The sequence below is a fragment of the Eubacteriaceae bacterium Marseille-Q4139 genome, from assembly GCA_018223415.1.
GTDB lineage: Bacteria > Bacillota > Clostridia > Lachnospirales > Lachnospiraceae > CABSIM01.
Window position 1 is genome coordinate 1,714,691 of record JAGTTQ010000001.1, and the last position, 16,734, is coordinate 1,731,424.

Below are 16,734 nucleotides of genomic sequence, written 5' to 3' on the forward strand. Positions count from 1 at the left end.
CCGCCTCCCTTTCATTTCCTCTCACCCCGCTTTCTTTTCTGTACCGCCAGGAATACCAGCCCCGCAGCACTTAGAATCATAATAATTTCATAGAGTTCTGTCCTGCCATCATCCCCGGTTTTCGGAATTTTTCTCCTGTAAACCGGTGTATCGCCAAAGGTGATCTCCCCGATTCCTTTCCAGCCCCGGGAATATCTGGCCGAGATCGTCCCCTGACGCGGCACCGGCTGGTTTTCCTTCGGCCTGGGCGGTTCCTCCGGCTCATCTTCGTCCGGCACATCTTTTTTGGGCAGCCGGAAGTTTTTCATATCGAGCCAGAGCGGCTCCCCGTCTTCCGGCACTGTAAACCGGATATCGTCTCCTTTCTCATATCCCTCCGGAGCCTTTATCTCCTTTAAAAGATACGTTTTCCCTGCGTCAAGGTTCCCTTCTAAGAGCCGGGGCGTAACGTCCGTCACCCATTCACAGACAAGATTCCCGTTTTCTTCCTCAAGCCGCAGAACGGCGCCGGACAGCAGCTCACCTGTATTTCCGTCTGTCTTTTTCACATACACCTCCGTCTTTTTGTCTTCCATGAAAACCCGGTCAATCTGCCCGTCCATGGAAACCTGGAACTCCACTTCCTCGGAATAGGCGTACCCGGACGGCGGTGCCGTCTCTGTGAGGCGGTATTTCTTTCCGGCCTCTAAAACAGCCGTGAGCCTGTGAGGCGTATCCCCGGAAATCCACTGGTCGATGACGTTCCCGGCGGCATCGCTTAGAACAAGATGGGCTCCGGGAAGCTCGGCTCCGTCTGCGATATCGGTTTTTGTGATCTCCACCTGAGTCGGACGATCCGACATCTCTACCTTCTGGATGCTGCCGTCTGTCTCCACCGTAAACGTGACTGCTTCCGCATAGGCGTATCCCGACGGCGGCGCCGTCTCTTCCAGGACATACGTCTCCCCTGCCAGAAGTTTTCCACAAAGGACATGCGGTTTTTCCCCAGATATCCACCGCTCCACCACGTTTCCTGTGGAATCTTTCAGCACCATGGACGCGCCGGGAAGTTCCTCTCCCGTTGTGACATCGGCTTTTGTGATTTCCACATGGGTCGGGCGGTCTGACATTTTCACCTTCTGGATGCTGCCGTCTGACTCCACCGTAAACGTGACTGCTTCCGCATAGGCGTATCCCGACGGCGGCGCCGTCTCCTCCAGCGTGTAGGTCTCGCCTGCCAGAAGCGTTCCGCGAAGAACATGCGGTTCTTCCCCGGACACCCATTGATCCACGATCCTGCCGGAAGAATCCTTTAGGATCATCCCGGCGCCCGGCAGTTCATCGCCGTCTGTCAGGTCGGCCTTCGTGATTTCCACATGGGTGGCCTTATCTTTTATTTCAACCTTCATCCGGATGCCGTTCTCATCCAGCCAGAAACGAAGCCGCCCTGTGGTCTGCGCTTCCTCTCTGTCTCCCGTCCGGAACACGGTTGCCTCTTCCAAGACATAGCTCTTTCCGGCTTCAAAAATCCGGCCGGCCGGTTCTTCCTCTGCTCTGTTTTTCACAGTATGGGACACCTCGCCGGGACGCAGGCTCCAGGAATCCAGGATGCGGCCGTCTTTCTCCATGAGGGTAAGCCTCGTCTCCTTAAGCCTCCTGTCCGCCAGCCAGTATCCGCCTGCGGCGCCGTCGGCCCGGAAGGTTTCGCTTCCTATGGGCGCAGTGCTCCCGTCCGAATAGACAGCCCTCTCCTTTAAGGTATAAAGCTCTCCGTCGGAAAGCTCTGACTCTGCAAACGTCCTGCCGCTCCCGTTTCCGTGCCAGGTACAGACCTCCGTCCCGTTCTTATATAAAGAAGAGACTGTCCGAAGCCCCGCCCGTCCCGTTACGGTCAGTGCTGTGATCTCACCGCTTTCCTCTTTCACAAGCCTCACCATCTGGAATTCTGATGAGAGAACCTCCAGAGACTTTCCGTCCGCCGATACAAAAAACAGCATGGGTTCTGCCTTCCCATAGCCTTCCGGCGCCGTAATTTCCTCGAGCACATACGTCTGCCCGGCTTTCAGGCCTCTTATGACCTTCGGCCCTCCGGAAGAAACCCACACGGCGGCTGGCGGCTCCTGCTTTACAAAGCTTCCATCCTCCAGCCTGGCTTCATAAACCGCAAGGACAGCGCCTTCCACGAAAAAGCCCTCATGGAAATCTGTCTTAGAAAACCAGAGTTCGGTTTTCCTGTTTTCTGCCTCCAGTTCATATGCAATCACCGTCTCCTGCCGGTTCCCGTCAAAGGAAAACTGCCATTCCTCAGACATTCTCTCATATCCGTCCGGCGCAAGCACCTCCCTGACGCGGTACTGATACGGGACGACTGCCCCGTCCTTTAAGGAACCGACCGGGAGCTGCTCCGACCTGGCGCTGCCGTCGAAATCTGTGACAAGGAAAAACGTCTCCCCTGTCTCCAAATTCGTCACTTCAAATTCCGCCCCGGACAACGGGATTTTCGTTCCTTCTTCCTTCTTTTTAAGCTCCAGAATCCCTTCCGCCATCTGGTTCTCTGCTTTCACGACAGCCGCACTGTCCGCCGTCACTTCCATCCGTTTCGGCTCCATAAGAGAAAAATAATCCGGCGCCGAGGCCTCGGCCAGGTAATAAGTTCCATAAGGCAGGCCTTTAAGCTTATGGGGCCTTAAGCTTCCAATTCCATAGCCATCAGGCACCTTCCCTTCGGCGGCATCGTCCGCCGTGAACCGTCCCTCAGAGCCTGAAATCCACCTGTCAATCTCATAGGTCGCTTCCGCCGAAAAGCTTCCGTCAGCCGCCGCACGGTATAGGACAAGTTCGGCTCCGATGATCTGGTTCCCGTCCTCGTCGGTCTTATCAATCCATAGCTCTTTCGGCACATTTTCCAGCTCATACCGCCATACGGCCGCCGTTTCGCCGGCCTGCACCAGCTTCGGCCTGGCTGCCTGGTACCCCTCCGGCGTCTTTGTCTCCGCCAGGACGTAATAGCCTGCCGGGATCCGGTCAATCCTGTGGATGCCAGAGGCCGTGTCGTAGCTTATCATGCCGGATTCCGTCTTCCGAAAACGGAAGCGGTACTCAAAGTCCGGCATGCCGTCTTCACTGGCCCGGTTCACGGTGATACGGACAGCGTCTTCCTGATCCATTTCCCAGAGCTGCGTCACAGTTTCCCCGCCCGCCGTGCTGTGGGTTTCTAAAAGCTTTGCGCTGTGCTCTGTCAGACCTTTATCGTCTTCCATGAACCAGGAGAAGGCATCGAAGCCGTCCCCGTATTCCAGAAAATGCTTTTCATATTCCAGAGAGAAACCAGACCTAGTTTTTCCCCTAAAAAGGGCTGCAATCCGGCCTGTCCAGCCCTTTTCCGGAACCTCACACGACTCCAGATACCGTGACACGTCCGCCGTCTCCCACTCATCCATGGGATGACTGCTGTCATAGACCGGCTCGCCGTCCTCAAAAACCGGCAGCCCGTCCGGCCCCACCACGGCAGGATATAAGGCGAGGCCTGCCGTCTTGCCCGCCGAAAGCGGCACCTTCTTCCCATTTTCGTCGGTTTCATATTTGAAAATTTCCAGCTTCGTGTGGTCGTTCCTTAACAGGAACGTCTGGAGCTCTTCTGTCTCCCTGACCGTAATTCCCATGGACGCCCTCACATATCCGGAAGGCGCAGAAAGCTCTTCCAGGATGTAATCGCCAGCCGGGATTCCCTCAAAATATTGTGCCGTGCCGCCGGTTGTCCATCTGGCCGTGACTTTTACGGGACGATTGTCCTCCGGAGACTCGGTGTACCAGACGGCAGGTGCCGTCTCAGCCTTTTTTAAATACCATCCGTCCGGATGCGCCTCATAATCCGATGACGGCACCCGCTCGGCCCGGTAAAGCGCAAGCTCGGCTCCAGGAACCTGCTTATAGGTATAATCCCCCTTTCCTTCCACGGAGACAGAAATTCCCTCTTTTGGCACATCCATAGGGATGATCTCCGTCTCATAGTCCTCCGGCGCATCCATCTTGATAATTTCAATCTTGATTTTCTCATCTGTCATGGACGCTGTCTGGACTTCGCCTGTCTCCTCCACCGTCACGGCCACGGGCATGGCTCTCACGTATCCGTCCGGTGCAGAAAGCTCTTCCATCATATAGGTTCCCGGCATGACCCGCTTAAGCATGTCTGCCTGACCTGCCGTGGTTTCTGTCTCCGCCGGATCGTTGGGCGCCTTTTCCCCTGTCGTCCATATATTAGGGATCACAAACGCTTCCCCTCTCCTGTGCCAGAGCGGGAAGTCGTCCGTCGGGTCTTGCGGATTCCCGATTTCCGTCATCTCTTCCGCCTTTAGCTGGCGGTACGCCGCATCATTGTAAAAGCTCAGAAGATCGTCATAGCGATAGCGCACAAAATCCCCGTCCCTGTCATAAACGGCCTCTCCCTTCTGATAGGTTTCGCCGCTCACCAGGTAATACTCCGCCAGGCCGTACCGGTCATACACCGGCTCCAGACGCTTTTCAAGTTCTCCGTCCCGGACGCTCCCGGTTATGTACGCCTGCGCCGTATCCGCATGAACCTCCGCCGGCCGTCCCGTAAGAATTTTATCCCGCGAGATCACCGTGCCGTCGTCCCGTCTGGAAACCGTGACCGGCCAGGCATATTTCTTTCCGTTTTCTTCTGCATAAGCAAGCCCCGTATATCCGTCCACAAGGGCATCCCGCCGGCCGCTTCCATCCAGATGATAGATGGTTATGGTTTCCGGCACTCTGGAAAATCCCTTTGCGCTGCCGTCATAGACAAGCCCGTCAAAACCGCTTCCGGAAAGCTCAAACGCCGGAATCCCGTTTTTCAGCGCATAAATGGAACTGGTATCCGAGCCAATCCGCATCGTCTTCCCATTTTCATCATAGCCAGACAGGCTGCCGTCCCCGTTTTCTTCTATTACTTTAAGCCCGCCTACGTCATAAAACAGAACCGGCGTATCGCCCCTGTAAACCGTCTCATACGTCCACGTCCCGTCTTCCTTTTTTACCAGCTCCGTCTTTTCTCCTGCATATCCCTCCTTTAAAATGATGGAGCTTACGTTTCCGTTCCGATCCCTGGTCACTTCAGCGCCCTCAAACGAGAAGTCGCCGCTGTCCCCGGAGGGCAGAAGCTCTATGGCTTCATAGAGCGCCATGACAGCCCCGGGAACATACCTGTTTTCATCCTTTGCCGTCTCAAGCTCCTTCGTGACATAGCCGTACCCGGAAAATACCTGCTGTTCATTGTAAACCAGCTCTACCGCCTCCCCGGCATCCTTCCTGCTTTCCAGATATTCTAACGTCCCCTTGAACCATCCATATCCCAGATAGGCGCCTGAGCTGTTGAAAGCCAGGTCTAAGTTTTGAAGGCCATACTTTCCGGAAAGCTCCGCCAAAGTCCCTTCCACACGGCCGGATATTTTCATTTTCCTTGTGATATCCGAGGTCTTAAGCTTGGAGACCTGGAGCCGGACTGCCGTATCCGAGACGAAAATCCGCGCAGCTTCTCCCGCACTCTCCGGTTTGTTTCCCTGTGCACCGTCTTTAAGCCGCAGGGAATAGAGGGCGGCAGCAGCCTTTTTCGTTCCGCCGTCCGGATAGTAGGAAATCTCATCCGAATATATCTCCACCGGTACCGGAAGGCTTCGCGCGTACCCACCTGGCGCCTTAATCTCCGCCAGGACGTAGACGCCGGCTCCCACCGGCTCCGGGGTCAGGAAGCTTCCTGTAATCTGAAGCCCATCTGTCTGCCCGTCCCCTTCTTCCTTTTTCATGGCTCCGTCCCGCACCGTCGAAAGCGCCTCCCAGCCGCCCGTCAAAAGTCCGTCCTCATCACGGAATACAATGCACTCCTTTTCCCGGCAGACCGGCGTCCCGGCCGGAACTGTCCCATAGCAGGTGGCTCCCGGCGCTTCCTTGGAATCCCAATCCCTCGCCATGGGAACGATGTTTTCCGCACCCATGGCCTCCAGAAACAGCCGTGTTCCCATGATGACCGTCGGCCTTTCATACCGCCTGACCGTTCCGTCTCCGTCCGGGGAGTCATCCCGTTCCGCCGCATACAGGGCGAAAATGGCGCCGTCGTTGAGAATCGGCTCGCCTGTCTCTGCATCCAGCTTTTCCACCCTCAGCCTGACCGAATAGAAACGGTTTCGGAATTTTCGGTATGCGTATCCGGCAAAGGAACTGCTGCCGTCCTGGTTCTGAGTGCTGTCCGCCTCCTCATCTTCCGGCTCCGTCATGCTCCACGGGATAAGCATCGGCGCAAACTTCCCGTCATAAGCCGTCCGGACGCCGGTCATGGTCTTTACATTGTCCTTCCAATACAGTCCTGCCGCATTTTCCCCGCTGGTCTTCCCGCCCAAAAACGGGACACCGGATTCCAGGCCGCCGTCTTCACTGACGGATTGATAATGATAATATTTTGCCACCGCCGGATTTCCGTAAGGTTCGTAATGACCGGCCGTCTGATCCCGGTCGAGGCCGTATCGGTAAACCTCAAAATCCCCGTCGCTGTTATGGCCGTAAACAACAGAAGCTTCCGCAGTTTCCTCGTTAAAGCGGATCAGGTACTTTGCCGCCAGATCGTTTGGCAGATCAGCCGCCCGGTATTGGTAATACGCACTTTCCTCCTCCGGCGTCTTCCATGCGCCTTCCGATCCATTCTCATAGCTTACCGGCACCGACAGTTCCTTCGGCGTGTCAACGGCATAGTGCTTATTGGCAAAATCTCCCCATTCCGGGTTCCAGGGCTGCTGTTCCACAAGGACATAATCTCCGTATGGAAGTGCCTTAGAAATCCCGTAGGTGTATAACGGATCCCCGTCTTCTAAAAAGGCGGTATCCGCGGCCAGCGTCGCCATCTCCCGGTCGATGCCGCCGTCTGGGGCACTGTCCCACAAGATAGAATAAATCTCGTTCAGATCATAGCGGAAAAACGGCTTCAGGTACTCCTCTGCCCGTAAGATGGCTGCGTAAAGTGCCGTGTCATAAAGCTCGTCCGTATAACGGACTTCCCCGTCTTTTGCCAGGAATCCGCCGTCTCCGTCCTCTTTTAAAAGCCGCGCCGCTTCTTCCTCCAAGTACCAATCAATAGCAAACTGCCGGACGGCATCTGACCGCTTCGCATTTTCCCTCGCTTCCTCAGACGTATTGATTTCGTTGGCCTCTCCCGTGAGCCGGTTTTCTGCAAACGGCTTAAACGAGCTGGTTAAGAGCCCTTCCGTATTGTCCCATTTGTCCCGGTCAGCCGTCTCGACGGCATCGAAAAACTTTTCATAGTGATACGTCCGGATCTCCCGCATGCCGTCAGCCCCGTCTTCCATGGGAACCGTTATGGTCTCCAGGAGTCTGGTATATTCCGGCCCCGTTTCCGTATAGAGCTTTTGAACCAGCTCCGGGAAATTTTCCCGGTACTGGCCGATGTTCACAGGCGTCCCGTCCCGATCCACCCAGACAATATCCCCGTCCCGGTTCCGGTAAAGCCGTTCCAGATTGGATTTTAAATAAATCCGGAAACGGAAATTCGGCATCGCGCGGGCGGCCGTCCGTTCCAGGAAGCCGCCGAAATCCGAGGTAAACGCATCCTCGTGAATCTGGTAGCTGTTATTTTCGTATGTGCGCTCCTCTCCCGTTTCAATATCCTTTACCACCTTGACCTTCTGGCGGATGGGCCGCTCTAAAACCTGAACCGGCAAAAGCTTTGTATCCCCGTCCTCGCTCACTTTGTTCTGGCCGCGGTATAAAAGATTCTTCGGCACGATATACGTGTCGTCCGCATCTTCTCCCAGAGCCGCTGTCACAGACACCGATGCGCCGCCAAACAGCATCTGGTAACGGACATACCCCAGTTCTTCTCCTGCCTCAAAGCCGGACACATTCGCCTCGCCCAGAGCTTCGATATCGGCCTCGGTGAGCGTCACTTTTTTCTGTTCCGTGACGGCGAGGAATGACAGCGTAAGGCTTTTCTCCTTATCCGAAAACGGCTTTCCCCATGCATCTGTGCCGTTCGTCTCCACATGAACCGTATAAGTCCCTGTTTTTTCATCATAGACAGCAGGCAGCTCCACATCTTTCTGCACCGTTTCCTTTTCCGTCGTAATTTCGACTTTTTCCGTCAGTTCCGTAAGCGGGACGCGGTATCCGCTTTCCGGGATTCCTTCCATGTAGTCGATGATTTCTTCTCCCTTTTTGTGGTACACCATCACGGTATGATAAATTTTCTCAAGCCGTCCGGCGCCGTTGTCCTGGAGAGCCGGGCGTATGATGGCATCGACATAATACCGCTTGGACGAACCGCTTCCAAAGGAGTACTTCCGCTCCAGTTCATAGGAAAATTCACCGTCTTCCTCACATTTCTGGTAGACATACCGCATGGTTTCCGGATTCTCAAAGCCCACGTAAACCGCATCGGCTTCCAGGCTGTCTTCGCCGGTCTTTGCCGTAAAAAACCGTTTTCCGGAAAACGACAGGATTCCGGCATACAAAAAGATCCGGTAGCCGTCCTCCGTTTTCTCAATTCCGTCAAGACCGCCGAAGCTCCATTCTGGATGTTCCCGGTACCAATCTATCACGGCCGCAGCCAGATCTGCCGCAGCCGCATTTTCCGGCACTTTTTCAAGGTTTAAAACAGCGATCCCCTCGCCGTACACGGTTCTTGACGCCGTCTCTCCCGCAAGCCCGGCCTGCCCGTAATGGTCGGTTTCTCCTTTCTTCACGCCGCGGCTGAAAGAGCCCTTCGTCTCCGTAGAATACGTTCCGTCCGCCGTTTTCGGCGTGTCATATCCGTATTTTCTTAACACCTCCTCGATGTTTGCTTTCATGAGAAGAAACAGGCTGTCCGTCTCTTCGGTGATATCATGCGCTGACAAAAGCTCCTGAAAGCCGCTTTCCTGCCAGAAATCCACAGCATCTAATGCCATGTTTCCTGCCATCGGGACGCGCTCCAGCCGCATCACCTGTTCCTCCAGCCGCGTCACGACCTTCTGTCCCGTCACTGCGCCTGTACTATCGTAAACAGGTTCGTACCGCAAATCACTTTCATCGCTTTCCGCCCGTTTCCACACAATCTCGCCGTTTCCGTCCCTCACAATGGTTTCCTCAAACCCGGTGATATGCGGCCCTGTCACCATCTCTTCGCCGGAATCCTCACGGTAAAATCTCGTTCCCTTCGGGAATCCGGAAATCAAGAGGTCATAGCCCTCCGTTCCGGAGGAAGTCACCGTAAACGAAAGCTGGTCGTAGCCGTTTCCGCTCCCGTCTTCGCCTTCCATGGACGCCGACAGCTCTGGCAAAGACAAAACGGCCATGCCGTTGGAAGAAAGAATGGAATCCGGCGTCTCAAAACCGGTTCCCCGGTTCGTATCTGCCCTTGTGATACCGTTTACGGAAAGCTCGAAGCCCTCTGACCTGGAAAGCTCTTTGACATAGTATTTTCCAAGAAGCAGCGGCCGCCCAATCCATGGATTCCCGTTTAAAGCCTCGTTGTCCTGATATGTTAAACCGCCTGTCCCATCCGGCGAATATCCGTCCCTTTCCGCCTGGAATCCCTCTGACTGATAGAGGTTTCCCGGCCAGCCGCCGTTTTGGACAATCATTCCTTTCTCATAATCATAGGAAGAACCGGGCGCTTCCGTAAACACTAGGAAGTCTGCGTTTCCCTCCCGGTCTGTGGCGGCCACAGCCGCCAGATCGCCGCGCCTGTACACAACTCCCGTATTCTTTACGGTTCCGTCCTCCATGACCTGTGAATCCGGGTGCAGAATATCTTCCGCGACAAAAAGCCCGTACACAGCCCCTTCCAGCGTCGCATCGCCTTCGGTATCTCCATAAGAGGAATATTCCTCTGACTCCTTTCGGTAGAGCTCCAGATCCCGCTTATTGATATGGATCCTGCCTTCCGTCCTGTGGTCGTAAACGCGCCAGGAATCGCCGCAGTCATCGGCCCCGCTGCAATGGGAAAACCGATCCTCTTCCCGGCTTTCCAGATGGCTGATCCCGTCTGCCCCGGCGGACTCCAGATAGGATGCAAACGACTCCGTCCCCTCTTTCCCGGACTCCCATTCGTCGTCAGAAACCATGGCCGATATTCCGGCCTTTCCTGCCCGCAAAGCCGTTATTTTTCTGGCCGAAGCGCCTGTGCCGGAAGCCGGATTCCCGTCCGAAACCGCCCATGCGTCCGAAGCCGTCGCTGCATTCGAGGCGGTCGCCGTCTTTTTCACTGCCGCATTGGAGGCAGTCGATTTCGTCCCGACTGACACTGCATCTGAATCCGTCGTCTTTCGCTCCGTTTCCAGAAGAAGCTTCATCAGGTTGACCGAATACTCCCGCATAAGCTCCAGCTCTTTCTCCTGCGGCATGACTGCCAATTTTTCCCGCCAGGACATATCCATGGCCTCCGGTTCTCCGGCATAAAGGCTCCGAAACGCGGCATCGTCGAAAGAGCTGGCTCTGCCCCCGTTTCCGCCGTACCAGACGTTTTCGCTGATATCCTGACTGTATCCGTTTCCAAACCGGCTTTCTGCACCAGCCTGAGAGGAATTTGTCGTGATAATCTCCACCGGCACATCCTCGGGATGCAGCCCATGGAGAACATATCCCACGGCCGCCTGGATTTCCTTCCATGTATAGCTGAATTCCAGGTTAATGAAATTCTCATATGTCTCCTCACAGTCCGCCTGACAGCCGGATTTCTCAAAGGCCGTCTCCTTCGTCACATCCATTTCCCCGAAGCTTTCCGTCTCGCCGCTCTCGGCGGCTGCCGCAATTTTCTCATACATGGACTCGTCGGCCATCCAGTGAAAATGTGTATCCGTATCTTCCATTTCAGCCTCGCAGGCCTCCACAAGCCGGAGCCATTCGGCCGCAGCCGCCCGGTTGGCATCTTCCGCCGCCTGGATATCCGCCTCATTTGTAACCTGCCCCGTCACAGGATCCGCGGCTGCCTCCGGGATCTCGGCCCACTTCGGCGCAGGATGGCCGTTGCAGTAGGTCTTTTCGTATTCATATTCCCGGTGATCCGTATGTACAATGGTTCCGTCCCCGTCTGTCACTGCATCCGAAAAGATCCGGAACCCGTCCCAGGGTGAAAAGCTTAGGTTTTCTTCTGCCAGGCTGCCGTCCCTCTGGCTGTCCCCGATTTTTCCCCGGTCATCGAACCGCTCATAAAGGTAAAACTGGCTCCCTTTGATGGGCATGCCGGTCTCCGCATCCATCTTTTTCAGACGGACATTGTAGTCCGCCTCAAAAGTCTCCTCATGCCGGTAAATCTGGAACGGGACGCTCCATTCCGTCTCCACGGGCGGATATTCCACCGGCTCGCCGTTCTGGGAAATCTCAATATAAAACGGCATGGAGGACGGCTCGATAGGCGCCTGCGCCGTATAAAGACGCTGCCTGTCGGAAGAAGTCACACAGACCTTAAACCGCATCCATTCGTCCAGATAATTTTCATTCCATGCGGCCTCCAGCACATAGCCGGAATTCTCCTTCATGGTAATCTTATAGCGCACAATGGTCTTATTGAATTTCACCTCATCCGGCACATTGGGATCCAGAATCGTTTCATTGGCATACTGAGAGCCGTTGTTCACGATGTGCAGGCTGCTCCCGCTCCAGGTGATTTCATAAAGCTTCGTCCCCAGTACCGATGTTGCAATGTTTTTGTCCTGGGACGCGTCAATCCAGCCGACTGCGCCGCCCGTCGAACCGTTGTCATAGACCGTCTGCGGCTCCACATTTTTTATCTGGCTCACAAAATAACTGTCCAGGCCGAAATCCTGTCCCAAAGCCGATCCCGGCCCGAAATCTCCCAGAGAAATCTTGACTGCTGCATTTTCATAAACGGCGTATGTCCCTGTCTCCTGATTGAACAGGGAGGCCGGCGGAGTCCTCCCGGACTCCGCGCTTTCCGCCGCGTACTTCACCACCGCCGCTTTGGCCCGCTCTTCGATTTCCGGATTGTCGGCCACCCAGGCAAATTTTGTGCTGCTATCGTCCTTCACGCGCTTCACCACGTTGGGATCGGAGCCGGTTCCGCGGATCTCCTCATATAATTCCGGATCATACTTTGCCGCCGCCGGTTTTAAGACCCCATTCCAGATATCCGGGTATGCCCAGAACAGCCGTCTTGCCTGTTCATCGGTAACGCCTGCTTCCTCACGTCCCATCTCCTCGTACCGGTCACTGCTCCGCCACGGTTTTCCGCCGTCGATGCAGTAAAACGGCGCCGTGCTTTTCTGCGGCCAGATGTTGGAGGCGCCTGCCGGAAGGCGAAATACAGTGCCCGAAAAAAAGACAGCCGCTGCCGTGACTCCCGCTATTCCCCGCCGGAGCCCCTTCCATTTTCTGTGCGTGATTCTCCCCATAAGCCTCCCCTTTCTGATCCTAAACGCCGTCCTGCCGGATCTGCACGATTCCGTCCACCGTCCAGGCTCCCGTATCGTCCACCGAAAAGCCGTCCGGCGTCATTTCGGAGACTGCCATCCTGCCGTCCGACGGATCAAAGTAATAGCATTTTCCGTCAATCCAGTTCCAGCCTGTCAGCCGTCTGCCTTTTGTCCCGTCGGACACCTGGTTAAAGTAATACCAGCTTCCGTCCATAAAATGCCAGCCGCAGTACATATGCCCAAGGGTGCCGTCGGAAATTTCATGCAGATAAAACCAGTTTCCCGTCTCCGGCTCCTGGTACCAGCCTGTCACCATGTAACCGTCCTGTCCGAACAAGAACCAGTCGGTGCTTGCCTGCCCGTCTCCGGCATATGGATTGTGGACATAGGCCCACTCCCCCGCATAAGTGCGGCCGCCGGACACAAACAGCCACTTTCCGGCCCCGTCCTGGATCCAGGTTCCCGTCACACTGCCCTTCGGCTGATCAACGGTCATATTGACGGCTCCGCCGGTGGTGACGCCATGGGAAGAACTGCCGGAAGAAGAGCTTCCGCCGGAACCTCCCGAGCTGCCGGAACCGGAGGAATAGGTATTGTCTACCAGCCGGAACTTTATAAGAACTTCCGTCTCGTCGCTCATGCCGCCTGCTTCTGCCCGGACGGCTGTCCGCATTTCTGCCTCATACGGCGCCTTTTTCATCGCCTCTTTGATCCATTCCGCTTCCAGATTCGGTGTCACAGCGCCGGATTCCTCCAGAAGAATCAGCTCAGAATCCCCGCTCCAGGTAAGTTCTGCCTCTTTTTCATCATGCGGATAAATCTCTGCCGCAAGCGTCTGTTTTTCCGCTCCCGACCAGGTAAGTACCGGGGCCGACCGTCTCCCGCTCTTTGTAAGAACCAGGTCAAAAACCGCGCCGTTCCGGATTTCCAGGCATTTTGCATCATAAACAAGCGTAACCTGGCATTCCGCCAAAGCTTCCGGGTTCCCGGCCGCCTGCGCCGTCACCGTCACCGTTTTTTCGCCGTGATACGGCGGATTTTTCTTTGCCTCTTTGATCCACGCCGCTTCCGGATCCGCAGCGAGCCGCCCGTCTTCTATCCTTAAGGACGGATCCTGGCTGTTCCATACAATCTTCCGATTGAACGGCTCGTAAATTCCCGCATTTTCCAGCGCAGGAAGCACCTCTGCGCCTGGAAGTTCCATGGCAAGGCCTGTCCATTTCACGGTTTCCGAATCGATATCACCGCTCTTTTCCTCCTGAATCTCCATCACCAGCTTATTCTGATCTAAGCGCACCTCCTCCGGCCGGATGACCGTCTGATCCTCCGTCACAAAATTCACCGTCACTTCGCACACGGCGCTCTGCCGGTTGCCCAAAAGATCGTCAGCTGTCACCGTTACCGTCCCGCTGCGGCTTCCTTTTCCGTCCAGCTTGCGGTACGGGTCATTTTCATGGATTCCGTTTTCCGCCGCAATCAGGTCGCGGATCCACTTGGCATCCCGGATCGCCTGGACGCTTACATTTTTATAATCTCTTCCGGACTCGTCGCCGGAAACCGTAAAGATAGTTTCGTCGCTTGATGTCCAGGACACCGACTTTTTATCAAAAAAGTCCGGGTTAAAAGAGGCCGTCAAGGTCTGCGGCTCCGATACAAGAAGCTGCTCCGACGGATTTTTCCGATCCCCGCTCAGTCTTCTTGTGACCGTAAAGGCAAGCTCTGTCTTATCGAGAGACGCGCCTTCTGCCGCCACCTGGGTTTTATCCAAGATCCGGAATGTCACCAAAATCCGGCAGTTTGCCTCCAGCGGCTTCCCTTCAAAACTGGCCGCCGGCCTCGTCTTGGCCGTTAAGACGGCAATTCCGCCGCCGTAAATCGTATCCGGGATGGCATACCGATAGCCGTCCTCCCTCTGCGCTTCTTCTGCCTTGCTTATAATGTCCTCAAAAAACTTCGACTTTAAGTTCAGCTCAATGGACGCACTTTTCCCCGTGTAGCCTTCCGGATCCTCATCGTCATTCTTTTTAAGCTCTATCAGCTCCGCATCGTCGATGCTCCATGTCACACGGCTGTCCACCACGTCATTGTTAGCATCCACGACTGCCTCAATCCTCACCTCCTGCACCTTCGTATCCTGTTCCAGCTCCCCGTTGATGTATCTGGCAATCAGCTTTCCTGCGCCGTCCCTGACCTCTGTCACCGTACTGGGGTTTTTCCGGTCACCGCTCCGCTCCTGAACCACCTGGAACTGGTATTCCTCCGGCTCCGTACGGACAGCAGCGGCCACTTTCCGGTAGACGGCCGACACCTCCGTGTCGCATTCCGGCATCACAAACGTATAAAAACCGCCGTTCTGATAGGACGTGTTCCTCTTTTTTCCGTCCGGATCCGTATAGGTAGGGACTCCGTCTATCTGGTATTTTTCCGTATCCGTGTTTTTCGGCGCTGTCACAACAGTCACCACGTCTCCGGCCGCGACGGCGCCGCGATGAAACTTATCCAGCTCATGACTGTACGCCGAGCTTCCTTTCGCTGTCAGCACAGCCACGTCATAATACTTCTGCACATTTGCCGCCGTGTCGATCTGAAGGACGGACACCAGATAGCCCCTCTGGGGCCTGCCGACGGCGTTCGGCGCAAAATGATCCGGCTGGTATTTTTCCTCTCTGGCTTCGTCCTCCATGTCGATCACATGAAGAACGCCGTTTTCCAGCTCCTCGTAAAAGTAAATCTCCTCCTCTGTCCGGCTCCCGCTTCCCTGAACCAGCGTGAAAAAATTGTCGCCGCTGTGCCAAAAGCCGATATGGGCGCCGTAGGTATAGGAATTGTCGTCAGAAATCCCGGAGCCGCAGACACCGGCAAGAACTTTGCTCTCCTTATCTGCAAACAGGTAAGCCACATCTGCCCCGGCTTCCGTCCCGTAGCGGAAATGGAAGCCGGCGTCCCGCGTCCCGATAAACGTCCCCTCTCTGGCGGCGCTTCCGAGGCCGGAACTTGCAATCGTCCCCTCAAATCGGGCCACCTTCAGCTTCCCGGAGGCATATTTTCCCGTAATCCCGCCGATGGCCTGGGAACCGCTTCCGCCGATGGTGCCCATGACATGCGTGTTGAAAATATCCGTCCCGTTCTGGAAGCCCATGATTCCGCCCACATAGCCGCCGCCCTGGAGCCTGGCGCTCAAGCTGTCTCCCGTATTGACAGTACAGTCTGCAATCAGGGATGCGGCCGCCGTGCCGGCAATGCCGCCCACATAAGTTTCCTTCTCCTTTCCCGCATCAATGGCGATATGGTCGGCCGTGCAGTTTTCCAGCACGCTTCCGTCAGAAACCACGGCTGCGATTCCTCCGGCCGTCCCGGAAACCATTAACGTCCCGGACACTGACACATCACAGATCCGGCTGTTTTCGACGCGCCCGGCCAGAATCCCGGCCGTTTTCTGAGATGTCAGGACAGACTCCGGCTTTACCGTGAGATTCCGGATTTCGGAATCCTGTATGGCTCCGAAAAGCCCTGTTTCCGTCCAGGAGGGCTCATAAATCCGAAAATTGGAAATGGTTTTCCCGTTTCCGTCAAAGTGGCCGCAAAACGGCGTGATCTGGCCGGATGCCAGCTCTGCGCTGTCTTTGTAAAACCCGATGGGGAGCCATTCCATACCGCCTAAGTCGATATTTCGTGTCAGGAGAAAATAAGCACCGCTGTAATCACCGGGGCTGTTCCCCTCTCCTTCCGCCACCTGCATCCCGTCAGCCGCCAGCCTGGAAAGCCCCATAAGCTGCGCCTTTGTGGAGATCTGATAGGGCTCATCCTCCGTTCCTTTTCCCGTTTTTCCGTCAAGAAAGCTCAGATCCCCGGCCCAGTTGTCCCAAAAGCCCGCAGATCTGGCAAACAGCAGGGCGTTAGACGCCGTCGGCACAAAAATCCCCGGGGCGGCATCGGACGGTGTCGCCCTGACGAAGGAGCCGGCTGCGTTCGATGATGTTTTCCTTGCGAATAAACTGGCCGCGTTCGATGGCGTTGCCGCAAAGAACGCCCTGGCCGTATCCGACTGTTCCCCTGCCGAAAAAGCTCCGACTGTATCTGACTGTGCCCCTGCCGAAAATGTCCTGGCCGCATCCGGCTGCATCCTTGCCAGGAACGCCCCGGCTCCATCCGACTGTGCCCCTGCCAGGAACGCCCCGGCTCCATCTGGCCGTGCCGCAAGCGCCGTCCCGGTCTCCAGAACCACCAGGCAGGCCGAAAGCCCCGCTGCAAGGAGCCGGCAGGCCGCCTTCGATTTTCCATGTCCGCAAACGGACTGGCTGCGTCTTCCATGTTCCCATTTCCATCTTCCATGATTTTTCAT

The 16,734-nt window shown here is 55.7% G+C and carries 2 protein-coding genes; both read right to left on the minus strand.

Translation table 11 applies throughout. The features are described from left to right. Positions 1-11 precede the first annotated feature (11 nt). Entirely contained in the window at positions 12-12,371 is a 12,360-nt protein-coding gene (locus tag KE531_08290) for a hypothetical protein (protein MBR9953617.1), read from the minus strand. A 19-nt stretch (positions 12,372-12,390) separates the two neighbouring features. Beyond that, on the minus strand, positions 12,391-16,734 hold the full coding sequence (locus KE531_08295) for a hypothetical protein (protein MBR9953618.1): 4,344 nt from the start codon (positions 16,732-16,734) through the stop codon (positions 12,391-12,393).